Origin of the sequence: Pseudoalteromonas sp. NZS71_1 (genome assembly GCF_015864305.1) — a bacterium.
Classification (GTDB): Bacteria; Pseudomonadota; Gammaproteobacteria; order Enterobacterales; family Alteromonadaceae; genus Pseudoalteromonas; species Pseudoalteromonas arctica.
Genome location: NZ_JADYXM010000003.1, coordinates 321,529 through 339,235, shown reverse-complemented (window position 1 = coordinate 339,235; position 17,707 = coordinate 321,529). Strand labels below are relative to the sequence as shown.

Annotated in this window: 16 protein-coding genes and 1 pseudogene; 7 read left to right on the top strand and 10 right to left on the bottom strand. The window is 39.6% G+C overall.

Features of this window, described 5'->3' with window-relative positions; genetic code table 11:
• Window positions 1–33 precede the first annotated feature (33 nt).
• Window positions 34–969 (bottom strand): 50S ribosomal protein L3 N(5)-glutamine methyltransferase, encoded by a 936-nt coding sequence (gene prmB / locus I6F43_RS06850; RefSeq protein ID WP_007580615.1) that lies wholly within the window; start codon window positions 967–969, stop codon window positions 34–36.
• 152 nt (window positions 970–1,121) lie between these two features.
• Between prmB and smrB the strand changes: the two genes are divergently transcribed.
• Window positions 1,122–1,679 carry an endonuclease SmrB gene (gene smrB / locus I6F43_RS06845; RefSeq protein WP_007377742.1) on the top strand — a complete coding sequence of 186 codons (558 nt, stop codon included), beginning with the start codon at window positions 1,122–1,124 and terminating at the stop codon, window positions 1,677–1,679.
• A 27-nt stretch (window positions 1,680–1,706) separates the two neighbouring features.
• Complete coding sequence (locus I6F43_RS06840) at window positions 1,707–2,636, top strand: AEC family transporter (RefSeq protein WP_024591640.1); 930 nt, start codon at window positions 1,707–1,709, stop codon at window positions 2,634–2,636.
• Between the two features lies 1 nt (window position 2,637).
• On the opposite strand, the pseudogene I6F43_RS06835 reads toward I6F43_RS06840, so the two are convergent.
• From I6F43_RS06835 to sixA, 4 genes and pseudogenes are all read right to left on the bottom strand, one after another.
• Window positions 2,638–3,114, bottom strand: a pseudogene (locus I6F43_RS06835) (SDR family oxidoreductase); the annotation flags it as partial.
• Between the two features lie 193 nt (window positions 3,115–3,307).
• The gene (locus I6F43_RS06830; protein ID WP_231614034.1) at window positions 3,308–3,637 is read right to left on the bottom strand and encodes an SDR family NAD(P)-dependent oxidoreductase; all 330 of its coding nucleotides are present in this window, start codon (window positions 3,635–3,637) and stop codon (window positions 3,308–3,310) included.
• A gap of 8 nt (window positions 3,638–3,645) precedes the next feature.
• Window positions 3,646–3,999, bottom strand: coding sequence for a RidA family protein (locus I6F43_RS06825; RefSeq protein WP_197101576.1), 354 nt, complete (start codon window positions 3,997–3,999; stop codon window positions 3,646–3,648).
• Between the two features lie 24 nt (window positions 4,000–4,023).
• On the bottom strand, window positions 4,024–4,494 hold the full coding sequence (gene sixA / locus I6F43_RS06820; RefSeq protein ID WP_024608902.1) for a phosphohistidine phosphatase SixA: 471 nt from the start codon (window positions 4,492–4,494) through the stop codon (window positions 4,024–4,026).
• 192 nt (window positions 4,495–4,686) lie between these two features.
• On the opposite strand from sixA, the gene I6F43_RS06815 reads away from it, so the two are divergent.
• Complete coding sequence (locus I6F43_RS06815) at window positions 4,687–7,410, top strand: insulinase family protein (protein WP_197101575.1); 2,724 nt, start codon at window positions 4,687–4,689, stop codon at window positions 7,408–7,410.
• Between the two features lie 54 nt (window positions 7,411–7,464).
• Entirely contained in the window at window positions 7,465–9,717 is a 2,253-nt protein-coding gene (locus I6F43_RS06810; RefSeq protein ID WP_007580604.1) for a sensor domain-containing protein, read from the top strand.
• Here the strand turns inward: I6F43_RS06810 and I6F43_RS06805 are convergent.
• Window positions 9,714–9,908: a hypothetical protein gene (locus I6F43_RS06805; protein WP_197101653.1), complete on the bottom strand. Its 195-nt coding sequence runs from the start codon at window positions 9,906–9,908 to the stop codon at window positions 9,714–9,716. The genes I6F43_RS06810 and I6F43_RS06805 overlap by 4 nt on opposite strands.
• A gap of 304 nt (window positions 9,909–10,212) precedes the next feature.
• Window positions 10,213–10,785, bottom strand: coding sequence for an elongation factor P-like protein EfpL (efpL, locus tag I6F43_RS06800; RefSeq protein ID WP_007580599.1), 573 nt, complete (start codon window positions 10,783–10,785; stop codon window positions 10,213–10,215).
• A gap of 194 nt (window positions 10,786–10,979) precedes the next feature.
• On the opposite strand from efpL, the gene I6F43_RS06795 reads away from it, so the two are divergent.
• Window positions 10,980–11,366 (top strand): MmcQ/YjbR family DNA-binding protein, encoded by a 387-nt coding sequence (locus I6F43_RS06795; protein WP_197101573.1) that lies wholly within the window; start codon window positions 10,980–10,982, stop codon window positions 11,364–11,366.
• A 36-nt stretch (window positions 11,367–11,402) separates the two neighbouring features.
• Here the strand turns inward: I6F43_RS06795 and I6F43_RS06790 are convergent, their stop codons facing one another.
• From I6F43_RS06790 to fadI, 3 genes are all read right to left on the bottom strand, one after another.
• Window positions 11,403–11,912 (bottom strand): GNAT family N-acetyltransferase, encoded by a 510-nt coding sequence (locus tag I6F43_RS06790; RefSeq protein WP_197101571.1) that lies wholly within the window; start codon window positions 11,910–11,912, stop codon window positions 11,403–11,405.
• A 64-nt stretch (window positions 11,913–11,976) separates the two neighbouring features.
• Entirely contained in the window at window positions 11,977–14,184 is a 2,208-nt protein-coding gene (gene fadJ, locus I6F43_RS06785; RefSeq protein ID WP_197101569.1) for a fatty acid oxidation complex subunit alpha FadJ, read from the bottom strand.
• The gene (gene fadI / locus I6F43_RS06780; protein WP_004335629.1) at window positions 14,184–15,494 is read right to left on the bottom strand and encodes an acetyl-CoA C-acyltransferase FadI; all 1,311 of its coding nucleotides are present in this window, start codon (window positions 15,492–15,494) and stop codon (window positions 14,184–14,186) included. Before fadI ends, fadJ begins: the two co-directional genes overlap by 1 nt.
• Window positions 15,495–15,800: 306 nt before the next feature.
• On the opposite strand from fadI, the gene I6F43_RS06775 reads away from it, so the two are divergent.
• On the top strand, window positions 15,801–16,757 hold the full coding sequence (locus I6F43_RS06775) for an AAA family ATPase (RefSeq protein WP_197101567.1): 957 nt from the start codon (window positions 15,801–15,803) through the stop codon (window positions 16,755–16,757).
• A 3-nt stretch (window positions 16,758–16,760) separates the two neighbouring features.
• Window positions 16,761–17,705 (top strand): DUF58 domain-containing protein, encoded by a 945-nt coding sequence (locus I6F43_RS06770; RefSeq protein WP_165734788.1) that lies wholly within the window; start codon window positions 16,761–16,763, stop codon window positions 17,703–17,705.
• Window positions 17,706–17,707: the final 2 nt, after the last annotated feature.

Sequence of the window (17,707 nt, the reverse complement as noted above, 5' to 3'; positions counted from 1 at the left end):
GCCAAGCACAGGGCTTGGCTATTCATTTTTTACTTATTTTGCAAAATACTCATCTAGCTGCTTTTTGCTAATTACAAATACACCTAAGCCGCCTTGTTCAAATTCAATCCATTCAAACGGCGCGCCCGGATACAGTGCATCCATATGTACCATAGAGTTACCAACTTCTACAAATAACAAACCGTTATCAGTTAGGTGTTCACTCGCTTCACTTAAAATAGTACGGGTTACATCTAAACCATCGTGGCCTGATGCAAGTCCAAGCTCTGGTTCATGATGAAACTCACGTGGCAGGTCAGCCATATCTTCTGCATCAACATACGGTGGGTTTGCTACTATTAGGTCGTATTTTTGACCTGGTACACCGCTAAATACATCAGACTGAATGGGTAACACACGATCACTTAACATGTAATCGTTAATGTTAATGTCTGTCACTTCAAGCGCTTCATACGATATATCTACCGCATCAACTTGTGCTTCCTCAAAAGCTTGAGCAAGTGCAATTGCGATACAACCCGACCCCGTACATAAATCTAATATGCGGTTAACCGATTGTGGCTCTTCAAGCCAGGGTGTAAAGCGGTTGCTGATAAGCTCAGCAAACGGTGAGCGAGGTATAAGTACACGTTCATCCACATAAAATGGCATACCCGCAAACCATGCAATGTTTGTTAAGTAAGGTACTGGTGTGCAGTCGTTAATACGTTCTGCAATAAGACCCGCAAGTCGGTTTTTTTCTGTGCTTGTTAAACGCGCGTGCATTAATTCTTTTGGCGCATCAACAGGCAAGCTAAGCGCAGGCAGTAATAAGCTTACAGCTTCATCCCATGCGTTATCTGTACCGTGTCCAAAAAATATACTACTACTTGCAAATTGGCTTGTAGTCCAACGTAACCAGTCATGTAAAGTTGACAGTTCTGCAACGGCTTCTTCGAGTGTTGCTTCTTCTATTTGTAAATCGCTCATATATTTTTACCTGTATTAGCTTACTGACTGTTTTGAGTCTTTAAGACGATTGCATTGCCTATCTGCGCTGGGCAAATTACAATTGCCCCTCATTTAAGTATTGTACCGCCTTTTGCGCTGCGTTTTTACGTTTTTTTGTTTAGGTAATAGTTATGAAAAAAGACACTCCATCACATTCGTCCCTAAGCAATGACGACATAAGCTTATTTCGTCAAACGATCACAGGCGCCAAAGTATTTAAACAAGATACTCATCGTTTTGATACAAAGCCTAAGGTGTCACAAGCTAAGCAATTTGCCCAGCAAAAAAAGCAGGCTCAATCTGAATTTTTCTTCTCTGACGTTTATATTCCCGATATAGACACCCACGGCACGGTTAAATATGTAAAACCAGGCCAAGATACCTTCCTAGCTAAACAGCTTCGCCGTGGTGACTTTGCACCCGATTTGACGCTAGATTTACATGGCTTAAATAAAGAACTTGCTAAAGATGAACTCGCTGGACTCATTCACGAATGTAAAAAGCAGCATTACTATTGTGCATGTGTAGTGCACGGTATTGGCGGCGGCGTATTAAAGCATAAAGTGCCCCAGTACCTAGTACAGCACCCTGACGTAATAGCGATGCACCAAGCCCCTCTCGAATATGGTGGTAGAGGCGCTGTACTCATACTAATTAATTTACCGCAAAGTGATGAATTTAGACGCTAACTTTAGCTATTACTAGGATGTAACTACGTGCATATTTTTTCAATTATTTTTCCGCTCATTTTTATTGTTGCGTTTGGTTACAGCTGTTGCCGATTAAAATTTTTCGAAAAGCAGCATATTGCAGGCTTAAGTAAATTTACTTTTTATATTAGTTTGCCTGCTTTTTTATTGTTAAATATGTCGCAAATTAACTTACAGCAAAGCATTAGCCTTTTTGCATTTTTGAGTTTTTACATACCCGTTCTGAGCGTGTTTGGGGTGGGTATTTTAATTGATCGCTTTTATTTAAATAAAAAGTATTTAAAAAATTACCAACAACACGGCGTCTTTGGACTTGCTTCTAGCTATTCAAATATGGTGTTAGTGGGTATTCCTATTGTTATTGCATCGCTTGGCAAAGAGATGATAGCCATTGCATTTATGATCATTACTTTTCATAGCACATTGTTATTTGCACTTACTTTTTTAATAGGGGCTAAAGGCAGTAGCGATAAATTTTCGTGGTCGCACTTTGGAAAAAGTATGGTGTTAAACCCAATAGTACTGAGTATTGGATGCGGGCTTATATTAAACATATTAGGAGTAACACTGTTCACCGACTTAGCAAATAGTTTGGAGCTATTAGCTAAACCAGCAATTGCCTGTGCGCTATTTGTACTTGGTGCTAATTTAGCTTTTTATAAAATAGCAGCAAATTGGCAACCCGCGTTAATAGCATCAATTTTAAAAATATTTTTATTGCCTGCGCTAGTTTTATTGGTAGGCACTTATGTATTTAAACTAGACACGCAAATACTCAATGTATTAGTACTTTTAAGTGCGTCCCCTGTTGGCGTAAATGCTTATCTTATTGCGAGTCAAATAAAGCAGCATGAAGCTACTCTTGCTGGGGCTGTCGTACTTTCTACTATCTTAAGTGTTATTAGCTTTACGTTTTGGCTAGCTTTACTACTTTAGCTTACAAACCGCCGGCTACATCAACAAAACTACCCGTTGTAAAAGAAGCGTGCTCTGAAGCTAAAAAGTAAATTGCTGCAGCAACCTCTTCGGGTGTACCGCCTCTACCAAGGGGTAATTTACTTTTAAGACGATCGACTCGATTTTTTTCGCCGCCATCACTATGCATATCAGTGTAAATAAGCCCAGGTCTAACCGAGTTAACACGAATACCTTTACTTGCCACCTCTTTGGCTAAGCCAATAGTAAATGTGTCCATTGCACCTTTAGATGCTGCATAATCAATGTACTCATTAGGAGAGCCCGTTTTAGCGGCCCCCGATGAAACATTAACAATACTACCGCCATTTCCCATTCGCTTTATTGCTTCACGACTACATAAAAAAGCACTGGTAATATTTGTAGTCAAAACTTCGTTTATGCGCTCAGCACTCATTTCTAACAAAGGCATTTGTGGTTTTAAAATACCGGCGTTATTAGGGCGTGTTAACCTTTGTGGATTGAGATTTGTTCAATCTAGGGGTGATTAAATCGCGGCGCGAGGTTTGTAACCTAGTGGGCTAAGTAAAAACCGAGCAACAAAGAGTTAATCGTCCCTAGAAAGAACCCAAAGGGCAGCGCATGTTTGGTATTTATGCTGCGTTATCGCCTATTTATGGGGAGTAACCACACTACATAAGCTCTGCCTTGCCTAAAAACCAAACACACTGCTGCAAATTCAACCACCAAAGATCAACACGCCCTAGTACATCAAGTTGACCAAAGACTTTATCTATATGCATAAATAAAGCTAAAACGTCAGCCTCTAGTGATACGTCACCTTGAATTACTTCAGCCTCAACACCTAATCGCTTTACTTTTTCTGCAACCAACATTGCATTAGCTAAATCTGCTTTATAATTAATGCAAACATTATAACCATGCTTAGCAAAATATAATGCCGTAGCAGCGCCAATACCTCGGCTAGAGCCAGTGATAAGTACAACGGGGGAGCGAGTCATTAAAGCTATTATTCTTTTAAAGCTGCAACTACTGAAATTTCAACAAGCAGTGCATCACGTGCCATTTCAGCTTCTACGCAGGCACGTGCTGGTGCATAACCCTCGGTTACCCATGCATCCCATACTGCATTCATATCAGCAAAGTATTCCATGCTCTTTACATAAATAGTCGCGCTAAGCATATGTTCTTTTGAACTCCCTGCTTCATCAAGCAAGGCCTCTACTTTATCAAGCATAGTTTGAGTTTGTTCTTTAATACCTTTTTGCGCGTCGGCGCATACCTGCCCACATAAATACACAGTGCCGTTATGTTTTACAATGCGGCTCATGCGCGCACCTGTTTGTAAACGTTCTATTGTCATTTTACTTTACTCAATTATTTATATTTAAACGTTTTCTGGGGCATTTATACTTAAATAACTACTACGCTGGGTTTGCTCATCGTAACTAATAACAGCAACAGCACCCGTATTAAAAATGGGCATATTGCCAGGGCTTAATTGGTCCACTAAATAACTTACAATAGGCATATGTGATACAACAAGCCATGTATTGCATTGGGGGTGAGTAGCAATAAGTGTTTCGATGTAGTCAGCAGCAATTTGAGGTTTGCCTTCGGGAATTATATCAGACGTGGTTTCGCTAAATTTAAATACGTTATTTTTAGCCACACCTGCAGCTGTTTGCTGTGCTCGAATGTAAGGACTAACTAACAGTGCATCAGGGTAATGTGCTTTACTGAGCCAAAGGCCCATTTTTTCAGCTTCATCGTGCCCTGCTTGGGTTAAATTTCTACCTGCATCATCAGCCTGCATGGGTGTTGCTTCGCCGTGGCGCATTATTAGGATTGTTTTCATAAAAAATCAACCGATTAAAGAATATAAAACAGTAGCCAGTTTGCCCGTTTGTCAGCTATATTAACAATATAAATCTATTTATTTCTAAAATAGTTCTTTCATGAGATTCAGGTAAATCTTTAAGCTGTACTTCGCTTTCCTGAAGCCATCATCTGTTGTTAACAAGTAAACGTTTAGTTTCAGGAGCATCATTTGAATATCAGCCGCAATGATAACAGAGCATACCGCGCCTTTACACTGGACAATGGTCTAAAAGTACTATTAGTGCAAGATAAAGATTCTACAAAAGCGGCAGCATCAATGGCAGTTAACGCCGGACATTTTGACGACCCTCTTGATAGGCAAGGCCTAGCACACTTTTTAGAGCACATGCTTTTTTTAGGTACTGACCAATACCCAGATTCAGGCAGTTTTAATAATTTTGTTTCGCAAGCTGGCGGCAACACCAATGCGTGGACCGGCACTGAGCATACCTGTTACTTTTTTGATATTAACAATCAAGAATTTGAACAAGCACTTACCCAATTTAGCCGCTTTTTTATTGCGCCTCTTTTAAATTCAGCCGAAACAGAAAAAGAACGTAACGCAATTGAAGCCGAGTTTAAACTAAAAATAAAAGACGACGGTCGCCGTATTTATCAAGCCCATAAAGAAACGGTAAATCCAGCTCATCCATTTGCTAAATTTTCTGTAGGAAACCTACAAACCTTAGCTGACAGAGAGCGCTGTATTAGTGATGAGCTTCGTGACTTTTTTAATAGCCAGTACCAAGCTCAGTGGATGACTTTAGTTATTTGCGCAAACGAAACACTAGACACACTACAAAGCTGGACTCAAACTTACTTTGGCACAATTAACGGCAACAAAAACCTTAAAAAGCCAGAGATCAGTGAGCCACTTTATCGCAAACAAGACATAGGAAAAATACTCCATATTGAGCCCCATAAGCATATGCAAAAACTTATTATAAGTTTTGCTATGCCTAATATTGACGACTTTTATCGCCATAAAACAGTAAGTTTTATTGCTCATTTACTTGGCTATGAAGGCGCGGGTTCTCTTTATTCTATTTTAAAAGAACAAGGCTGGATCAATGCACTTTCTGCTGGCGGTGGTATAAACGGCAGCAACTTCAAAGATTTTAATATTAGCTTAGCGCTTACCGATGAGGGTATTGAATACTTTGAAGACATTATTGAAATGGTGTTTGAATACATTTGTTTAATTAACGATAACACCGAAAAATTGCCGCGCTTATACCAAGATAAAAAAAATCTATTACAAATAGCATTCGATAACCAAGAAAAATCACGCTTAATTGATTGGGTCAGTAATTTAAGCATTAATATGCAGCATTACGACGAAGCAAATTACGTGCAAGGCGACTATTTAATGGAAGGCTTTAAAAAAGCGACCCACGAAATGGCCATGCAGTGGTTAACGCCACATAATATGCGCATCGTACTTATACATCCAGATGTAGAGCCTGAACATAAAACGGCATGGTACAACACACCATATAAAGTAGAACATATTTCACCTAGTTGGCTTGATGCCCTTAGCGAGATAAATAAACCGTTGAGCGAAATGCTGCTACCTACAGCTAATCCTTATTTAACAAAAGAAGTGGTGTTATTTGATGTCGTAAAACCACAAACAAAACCCGAATTATTAGTAAAAGAACCCGGTTTTGATTTTTGGTTTAAACAAGACAATACATTTCGTGTTGCTAAAGGTCATTTTTATTTGGCCATGGATTCTGATTTTGCTGTAAAAGATGTAAAACATATGGCACTCACCCGCTTATTTACAGATTTATTTATGGATAGTGTGGGCGAGCAATTTTATCCAGCAGAACTTGCGGGACTTAGCTACCACTTAACCTCGCATCAAGGTGGATTAACTCTACATACCGCGGGGCTTTCGTCTAGCCAGTTAGAGCTTGTTGATCAATTAATAGATGCTTTATTTAATGTAGAAATCTGTGCAAAACGCTTTGCTGAATATAAAAAACAGCTTGTAAGGCATTGGCGCAATAGCAACCAAAACAAACCAGTCAGTGAGTTATTTAGCATTTTAGGCGCAAAAATAATGCCTTGGAACCCACAACCTGGGGAGCTTGCATCGGCATTAAAAAACACCTGTTTTCAGCAATTTAATGAGTTCAGAACAGACTTTTTTAAAGCACTACATGTTGAATCATTTTTACATGGTAACTGGCAGCAAAGTGATGCAATAGCCTTTCAAAAAAAGGTCGCAAATCACTTAAAAAACGCAACCATAATTGAAGATTTAAGACGCCCTCTTTTTGAAATTAAAAAAGTAACTCGCTACGAGTTAGAGCTTCCTTGTAGCGACCATGCAATGGTTATTTACTATCAAGCGCAAACGGATTGCGTGGCCGAAAAAGTAAAAATGATGGCGTTAAATCATTTAATTAATCAAGATTACTTTAATGAATTACGAACTACACAGCAACTTGGCTACTTAGTAGGCGCAGGTTATGCACCATTTAACACGCGTGCTGGTATAGCATTTTATGTGCAGTCACCTAAGTTTGATGCAAAAACTTTATTGCATCGTCATAACAGCTTTATTAAAAACTACCTTGATAATATTGATGCACTTGATGAAAACGATTGGCAACAGCAAAAACACGGCCTTAGTACTCATATTGCAGAAAAAGATAAAAACCTGCGCCTGCGCTCACAAAGGTTATGGCTTGCTATAGGCAATAGAGATCATGAATTTCATATGCAACAACGACTTTTAGATGCCTTAAATTCGCTAACACTAAAAGAACTGAAAGTTTATGCACTAAGCCTATTTGATGATAATAGACCAAGATATGAGCTTTTAAGCTCGGCAAAAGTCAGTAAATCTCAAAATATGCCCGTTTACTCTCAATCTCTTTGACACTAGGTTTAGCTTGTTTTAAATTATCATTTGTAAATTAGAAGTAATAAAAAAATGATAAAAATAATAATAAAACTAAGCATGCTTGTAGTACTTGCTTACTCATTTGAGCTTTTTGCCTTTGAGTCATCATTTAATTACAACTCCGACAATATACTTATACTAGCAAGCGCCATTATAGCGCTTGCTTTGCCCTACCTGTTATTTGTAATCCACAAACTTAGACGCTCACGCCGCCAACTCCGCCTTTCGGAAAAACGCCTTAAAAGTACTGTAGAAGGTAGCGGCGATACACTTTGGGACTGGAACATAAAAACAGGCGAAGTTATTCGTATTAACGATAAGTACTTAATGGATTCGACTACCTTAATGGGGTTTCCGCCAAACAAAGGCCTTATTCATCCTCACGATATTAATAACGTTGAGCACTTGTTAAAAGTACACTTTGCAGAGCAGTCTGCTTTTTTTGAAGCAACCTACCGAATCAAAGATACATTTGGTCGTTGGCATTGGGTACTCGATCGCGGAAAAATAATTGAAAAAGACGCCAACTTATCACCCCTTAGAATGACAGGTACCGTTCGCGATATATCACAGTTAAAATCAACGGAAGAGCGCTTAAACCTTTTTGCTAAATGTGTTGAATCACTCACTGACGCCTTAGCAATTTACGATAAAAACTTTAAACTGGTTGATATAAACCCGAGTTTTTTAACCTTGTTTGGTGGCGTACGCGAGCAATACTTAGGAAAAGATTTCAACCTATCTGGGTATGAGCCAAGCTACACAAACAGAATTATTGAAATAGTAAAAGAGCGCGAACATATCCAACAAGAAGTAAAACTTCGTAATAGTGAGCGTGTTTTATTGCCTATAGAAATATCGATAGATGAAATTAAAAACGATCAAAATCAAATAACTAATTATGTCGTTGTTTATTCAGATTTAACAGAGCGTAAAAAAGCCGAGTCGCAGTTACATAACTTATCGAATCGAGATCGCACAACTAGTCTGCCTAACCGAAATTTATTTTTTACTGATTTGCAAAAGCTAGTAAAGCTCAACTCGCATCACGCCTTGCTTGTATTCGATTTAGATAACTTTAAAAAAATAAATGACTCGTTAGGGCATCAACTAGGTGACAGCTTATTAGCTAAATTAGCGATGCGCTTAAATAAACTAACCCGCGAAAATGATGTGTTTTATCGTTTAGGCGGCGATGAGTTTGCTCTTGTAATGTCTGACACTAACGACATACATGTAATCACACGTATGGCAAAACAGTTTTTAGCAGCCATTGCTACACCATTTAAAATGGCTGGCCACGAACTGGCAATCACCTCAAGTGTAGGCATTGTATTATTCCCAGAAGACGGTAATACGCCTGAACTGCTCCTAAAAAATGCAGATACCGCGATGTATCATGCTAAAAAGAAAGGTAATAGCTACCTATTTTTTAACGACACGATGAACCGCCAAGCCGTTAAACGTCTGCAAATAGAAAACCTTATGCGCTTTGGTTTAAAAGAAGATCATTTTGAAGTGTACTACCAACCAAAAATGAATATTCGCACAGGCAAGCTAACCGGAATGGAAGCATTAGTGCGCTTTATTACACCCAAAAAAGGCATTATTAGCCCAGGCGTGTTTATACCCATAGCCGAGGAAACGGGCCAAATAATTGAAATTGGTGAAGTGGTATTAAACAAAGCCTGCAGAGACGTAAAAGAATGGCTAGATAGTGGTTTATTTAGCGGCCGAGTAGCTGTCAACTTATCAGCAAAGCAATTTAGCCTCCCCGATTTAACTTCTCGTATTGACGTTATTTTGCAAAAAAACGAATTACCTTCTTACTTTTTAGAGCTTGAAATAACAGAAGGTACTGTAATGGACGACCCTAAAGAAGCCATTGCAATTATGCGTTCGTTAAGTGCCCGAGGTATTCATTTAGCAATGGATGATTTTGGTACTGGTTATTCATCATTAGCGTATTTAAAGCAATTTCCGCTTAATACACTTAAAGTAGATAAAGCATTTATAGATGACATGACCAACGAACGTGGGCGTAATATGGTCGACTCAATAGTCACTATTGCGCATAACCTTGATTTGCATGTAGTTGCTGAAGGTGTAGAACAAGCTCATCAAATTGATATACTTAAAAAGCTTAATTGCGAAACAGTACAAGGTTATTACTATTCTAAGCCACTATCAAAAAGTGAATTTACTGAATTTTTAAAGCAGCAACAAACTAAAGCAGCCCCAAGCTTAATTAGAAAAAATAAAAATGTGGCGTCGATAAATTAAGGGCGCCATATACACGCATTTATACCTACATTTCTTACTAAAGCACGACGATAATGTAGATTAAATAAGCACCAGGCCACAGGCCCAAGTAAACCGCCTAAAATAAGCCATCGCTTAATTGGCATACCTTTTTTAATGCCTTCTAAATACATTAAAGCTATAAATGCACTGCTTAGTAAAACTATAAACAAAATTACCCTTTAAAGTTGCTCAAAAATACGGCACTTATTCTAACGCTAACGTGATTAAATTTAAAGCAACAAATCCCCCGCGCGCACAAAAAAGCCGAACCTGCTAAACACAGATTCGGCTTTTAAAATTATAATTTATACCAATCTGCTTATATATGGGGTCTATTTAACGTTAAGAAAATCACGCTAGAACTAGGCAAAAGTTTTTATATCTAGTTGTTCTAAATAAAAAACTTTTAACGACGTTATAGTGCAATTTAATTCGTTAAATTGATCAAAGATTTATGCAGGTTGGTATTACAAGTTATTTTTCAGCACGACCCATAAATTTGTGTTCAACAGTATTAATACGGATACGGTCACCTGTTGAAATATGCTCTGGCACAGAAATATTTAAGCCAGTAGACATACGTGCAGGTTTTGAACGAGCACTCGCAGATGCACCTTTAATAGATGGGTCTGTTTCTTCAACAACAAGTTCAACACTTGACGGTAAATCAAGCCCTACTGGCGCGCCATCAATAACAATTACGTGTACGCCTTGTGTTTCTTCATTAACAAATAAAATCTCTTCGCTAATAGCATCTTTGCTTAAGTTATAAGGCGTGTAATCTTCATTATCCATGAACACATACTCGTCACCATCAATGTACGATAGCATTACTTCACGGCGTGTTAAATCAGCCAGCGTTAGCATGTCACTGTCTTTGAATGTTTCGTCAACTTTACCACCGGTTACCACATCGTATAAACGCATACGGTATAAACTACCACCAGCACGACCTTGCGGCACAGAGCGCACAATATCTTTTACAACTAAAACGCGGCCATTGAAGTCAATAGCAGTACCTTTTTTAACATCACTCGCCTTTGGCATGTGTGAATTCCTATTATTTTTTTGATTGCCAGAAACATACCACGAACTGGATTTTGTTCAACTAAAATTACGTTGGTTTTACGCTACATGTTGTATTAGCTTGTAAAATTTTAATTTATACTAAAATACATATAATCAAATGTGAAAAAAACTGCTATGGTAGCTTTACCGAGTATGACTTCAAGGAATGGATCATGGACCAGAAAAAAGTACATGAGTATTTAGTTAAAAAACCACTTGTTCAGGTTACAAAACCATTTGCGCAAGAGGTTGATGTATATAAAGTGAATCATAAAATGTTTGCGACTCTTGCTATTGGCAATGACGGTCAAACTAATGATGATGGTGAGGTTATTTGGTGGCTTAACTTAAAGTGCGATCCTGACGAAGCTATATCATTGCGTGATACTTTCCCGGCAGTGATCCCTGGTTACCATATGAATAAACGCTTATGGAATACAGTAATTTTAGACGGCACAATTCCACAAGGTGAAATTGAGAGAATGATTGATAACTCATTTAATTTAGTCGTAGAAAACATGCCAGAAAAAGACCGAAAAGCTATTTCACTTCACTTGTAAACACTTTTTGGGCTAGGCTACTAGCCCATTAAAACCCTACACCTTAAGCGTATAAATTAAATCGTCATATAATTTATCGCCTATTGTATGCACTTTAAAAAGTGTATCGGTATGGGTTAAACCGCACTTACCAAGCACCTTTTCAGAACCAATATTGCCACGCGTTACGACAGCTTTAAACTGCCTAATACCACATTCTTTCCAAGCCCAGTCAATCACAGCTCTTAGGGATTCTGTCGCGTAGCCTTTATTAAAATACTCTGGCAATAATAAATAACCAAGCTCTGCGGTTTTTCCGTCATAGGCAAAGCCTGTAACACCCACAGGTTGTTTTGTTTGATTATTAATAATGAGTAAACACAGGGGATGACGTGATTTAGCATTCCACTTAGGCAAGCGTATCTCAAAGCGGTTTCTTACCAGTGACTCCATTGGCATATCAAAACAATACTTAAGGACTTGAGGATCGCGATGAAGCGCTAGAAAAAGAGGCCAATCAGATTCTTCCATTTGGCACATGCTCAATCTTTGTGTAAATAATGTCATTAAGCTCCTCATTTATTTATAAAAAAACCGCATTTAAATGCGGTTTTTTTAGATAGCAGAAACTTTATTCTTTCGTTTCAATCTCTTTAGTAACTTCAGGCTCAGTTACACTTTGCTCTTGTGACTCAGTGCTTTGTACTTCAGGAGCTACAACCTCAACATGTGTTGCGTTATAAAAAGTAGCACCAGAGCTTGCCATTGTTACCAGTGATTCACATAGTGCAAAGTTTGCATCGCTGTTAGCTAATGTAGACATATCAGAGCTTATTTTACTTGCGCCTAATTTATCCATATAGCTAAACGGGCCACCTAAAAATGGTGGAAAACCAATACCAAATATTGCACCGATGTCGCCATCACGTGGGCTGGCAATAATGCCATCATCTAAACAGCGTACTGCTTCGTTAAGCATTTGCGATACACAACGCTTAGCAATTTCGCTCTTGTTTAAACGTGGAGCCGGGGTAACACCCAATAGTTCGTAAACTGACTCATCAACCTTTTTGCCTTTTTTATCGTATTCATAAAAACCACGACCCGATTTACGGCCAAGGCGTTTTGAATCAATCATACGCATAAATGCATCAGGGCCTTTAAAACGCTCACCTAATTCTTTTTCAAGAATTGGGGCAATTTTAGAGCCAATATCAATACCTACTTCATCAAGTAGAGCCAGCGGGCCTACCGGAAAACCAAACTCAACAAGCGCTGCATCAATCTTTTCAATTGGCTCGCCTGCAAGCATCAAATTAGCAGCTTCGTTTAAGTAAGGCGCTAAAATACGGTTGACGTAAAAACCGGCCATGTCTTTTACAACAATTGGCGTTTTGCCTTGCTTACGTGCAAAGTTAACAACGCGGGCAATGGTCTCTTGAGATGTACCTTCGTGTGGAATAATTTCCACTAATGGCATTTTTTCCACTGGTGAAAAGTAATGCAAGCCAATTACATTTTCAGGACGTGCTGCCTGCGCTGCAATTTGCGATATTGGTAATGATGACGTGTTACTTGCAAAAATTGTATTTGCTTGGCATTGCTGCTCTACGTCTGCAACCATACCTTGCTTAAGCGCAAGATCTTCAAACACCGCTTCTATTACTAAATCAATGTGTTTAAAGCCACTGTAGTCAGTTGTACCTGTAATACGGTTCATTGTTAACTGCACATCAGCTTTAGACATAATACGACGCTTAAGGCGCTTATCTAAAATTTTATAGGTGTAGCTCATTGCATTACTAATGCCCTGCTCTGCTACATCTTTAATACGTACCGGTACTTTAGCTTTAACAGCACTTACGTGCGCAATGCCTGCGCCCATTAGTCCACCACCTAAAACAGCAGTTTTGCTTATTGCGGGTGCGTCATCATTGCGCCACTCTTTTTTCATTTCAGTGGTTGCAAAGAAAATACCGCGAAGCGCTTTAGATTCGTCACTCATTACAAGTGTTGCAAAGCTTTCAGCTTCTGTTTTATACGCTTTTAGCTCATCAAGCTCTACACTAGCTCGCACTGCTTTAATAATAGCGAGTGGTGCTGGGTAGTGCCCGCCCGTTTTTTTAAGTACGTTTTCTTTTGCTTTTTTAAAGATAAAGTTACGACCAAACGGGTTTGACTCTAGTAATTTACTAATATTGTCGAGCTTTGGCTCTTTTGCTTGTGGCTTTTTCTTAGTCGCAAATTCTTTTGCAACTTTTAGCAGCACACTGTGCGGTACACAATCATCAAGCACGCCTGCTTTTTTAGCTTGCGTAGGACGAATTTGTTTACCTGTTAGCATCCACTCTAGTGCTTTTTGAATACCAACAATTTTAGTTAAGCGCTGGGTGCCACCGCCACCAGGAAGTAAACCAAGTTGTACTTCTGGTAAGCCAATTTTTGTTAAATCACTGTCGGTACCAACACGGTAATCACATGCTAAAGCAAACTCTAAACCACCCCCTAATGCAGCGCCATGAATCGCACTTACTGTTGTGTATGGCAGTTTTGTCATATCAAAAAACGCTTGATGACATAGCTCGCTAATAGCTAAAGCATCTTCACGCTTTTGAACGCTATCGAGCATTTTCACATCGGCGCCAGCAATAAAGTTATCGCTTTTTCCGCTTATAAATACCATGCCTTTTACATTTTGCGACTTAGCGTCTTCTAGTAATGCTTTTAAATCATCGGCAAAACTGCTGCGCAGGGTATTCATTTTCTCACCCGGCACATCAATCGTTACCACGGCGATTTTGTTTTCATCTACCGCTAAATTAAATACTGAATCTGTCATTACGCGCTCTCCAATACAAAGGCTGCACCTAAACCACCAGCAGCACACGCTGTTGTTAATGCTAAACCGCCACCACGACGTTTAAGCTCGTGTAAGCTTTGCGTAATTAAGCGTGCACCTGTCGCTGCAAATGGGTGACCATATGCTAAAGAGCCGCCGTTAACGTTAAACTTATCCATGTTAATTTCGCCAATTGCTTTGCTGCGACCTAAATGCTCTTGTGCAAATTTGTCTGAAGCAAACATTTTCATATTGGCAAGTGTTTGCGATGCAAACGCTTCGTGCATTTCAATTAAATCTAAATCAGCAAGCGTAATACCCGCTCTATCCAGTGCAATAGGCGTTGAATGAGCTGGGCCCATTAACATGTCTTTTTCTACACCAATTGCCGAAAATGCAAAGCTACGTACGTAACCTAGTATTTCGTAGCCCAGTGCTTTTGCTTTGCTTTCGCTCATCATAAGTACGGCCGCTGCACCATCAGTTAATGGTGTTGCATTTGCCGCGGTAACAGTACCGTGCTGACGGTCAAAAACAGGTTTAAGCTTGGCGTAGCCTTCAACCGTTGAGTTTTTACGAATGTTGTTATCTTCTGAAATAAAGCTTTTATATGGCGGTAAATGCGCCGTCATTACTTCATCTTTTAACTTTCCATCAGCCCATGCTTGCGTTGCAAGTGAGTGAGAACGATGCGCTAACGCATCTTGATCTTCACGGCTAATATTATGTGTTTTAGCCATTTGCTCAGCAGTTTGCCCCATTGAAAGGCCTGTTGAGTACTCTGCAACTGCAGGAGGCACTGGTAATAAATCTTTTAAACGCAGTTTTGAAAATATTTTTAAGCGTTGACCAAGCGTACGCGCTTTATTTAAATCAACTAAGCTGCCTGCTAGCTTTTTACTAACACCAATTGGCAGTACTGATGACGAATCTGCGCCGCCTGCAATACCTACACTTACAGATCCCGCCATAATAGACTCAGCTACATTAGCAATAGCCTGAAAGCTGGTAGCACATGCGCGCGATACAGAATATGCATCGACCGATACCGGCATACCTGTGCCCAATACAATTTCACGTGCAATATTTGGCGCTTCTGGCATTTGTACTACTTGACCAAATACAAGTTGATCAATTTCTGACTTGTTGAAATTTAATCGTTCAAGCATTTCGTTAACCACCAATTTACCCATATCAAGTGCAGGTACATGGTGAAACGCTGTTGCTTGCTTTGCAAAAGGTGTACGTAAGCCGCTAACTATGGCAATACGGTCGCCCTTTGGTGTTTTTAGTATGTTTTGCTCAGACATTTATGCTCTCCCGCTGACAGGTCTGACCTGTTTGTTTTCCTCGATTCTAAACAACCCGTGTACTAAAGCCAATAGATAAACACAAATTTATATAAATAGTGTTTAATTACGACTATCACAATAGGCTTTTTTAGACGCATTTACAAAGTTTTGTGGTACGCTAAAAATCGTTAAAAAATAACGAACTATTTTAAAAAATACAGTCTAACTCTTGAGTTACCCAATTATAAACCTTATAAATAGGTCAGTATTTATCACCTAACACTATTAGGTACAAACCCAGCTGACGAGGACAGTCCACTTATTATGGCAGCTAACGCATTTTCACAATTAAAAACGTACTTAGATACACAAATCATTGGCCAGCCAGAGCTTACACAAGCGCTACTTATTGCTATTTTAGCTGATGGTCACTTATTAGTAGAAGGCCCTCCTGGGCTTGCAAAAACACGTGCAGTTAATGCACTTGCTAAAGGTATTGAAGGATCGTTTCAGCGCGTACAGTTTACGCCAGACTTATTACCGGCTGATGTAACAGGCACCGATATTTACCGCCAACAAACTAGCGAGTTTGTATTTGAAAAAGGTCCTCTTTTTCACAACCTAATTTTAGCTGACGAAATTAACCGTGCACCAGCCAAAGTACAATCAGCACTATTAGAAGCCATGGCAGAGCGCCAAGTGACCGTGGGTAAAAACACTTATCCGCTTAGCGAACTATTTTTAGTTATGGCAACACAAAACCCGCTAGAGCAAGAAGGGACTTACCCGTTACCAGAAGCCCAGCTGGATCGCTTTTTACTGCACCTAAGTATTGGCTACCCTGGCGCAGAGCATGAGCTTGATATACTACGTTTAACACGTGGCGAAGCGCTTAACGAGCAACAACCAGTAATGCAAAAAATTAGTCAAAGCGATTTATTTGCAGCTCGTAAAGAAATATTAGGCCTTTATTTAGCAGAGCCGCTTGAGCAATATTTAGTACAACTTATTATTGCCACCCGTGAAGGCGCTAAATTAGATGTGCAACTAGGTAGCTGGATTGAGTTTGGTGCAAGTCCGCGTGCAACAATAGCACTTGATAAATGTGCTCGTGCTCATGCATGGCTTCAAGGCCGTGACTTTGTAGCACCTGATGATATTCAAGCTGTTGTGCATAACGTACTGCGTCATCGCATTATTTTAAGTTACGAAGCCCAAGCCGATGGCATTACTAAAGATCAAGTAATAAGCCGTATAGTTGAACTTGTAGCCGTACCATAAGTTATGCAAAAACAATTAGAATCCCAAGCATGGCTCAAACAGAGCCATAGCCACGGTGTTAATTTAGCACTCAAAGAGCTGATGTATTACAAAGCCAAAGCGCAATTGCTCGAACTTGCCCCTAAGGTAAAAATAAAAAATACCTTAACAGGGCAATACCTTGCACCGCACAAAGGTCGAGGAATGGAATTTGCCGAAGTGCGACATTATCAGCAAGGTGACGATATTCGCTCTATTGATTGGCGAGTTACTGCGCGTACCGGCGAGACTCACACAAAGCTCTTTCAAGAAGAAAAAGAGCGCCCTGTGTTTGTATTTACTGATTTTTCTAACTCAATGCTGTTTGGTTCAAAGTTACTATTAAAGTCGGTGCAAGCGGCGCACATAAGCGCCCTTGTTGCATGGTCGGCGTGTCAGCGCGGCGATAGAATTGGCGGTATAGTGTTTAATCAGCACTCGCATTTGGAGCTAAAGCCCAGCGCTCGTGAAAAAGCCGTGCTTAAGCTTTGTCATAATTTATGCGACAACCACCAGCAAGCGCTCAACAATATTGATAAAACAGCCACTAACAACTTTAGCGATAACCTAAAGCGCCTTAATCATTTAGCAAAACCAGGCAGCTTAGTGTATTTGGTGTCTGATTTTAATGCTCTGGATGATGCCAGCTTTAAGCAACTCGAAATATTAAGCCGTCACTGCGAGCTTATTGGTTGCCACATAAGCGATCCGTTTGAGCATCAGTTACCTGCGTTTAAGCAAGCTGTCACCGTTAATGCAAATGGTCAAGACTTTGCCCTACCATTAATGGATAACAGCTTTAGAGAACGCTTTGCTAAAAATGCTGAGCAAGCATTTAGTACGCGCTTTAATCGCTTAACTAAATCGGGTCTTAATTTAATATCATTCAATGCAGCAACACCGCTTGAGCTGCAATTAGTGAGAAAATAACC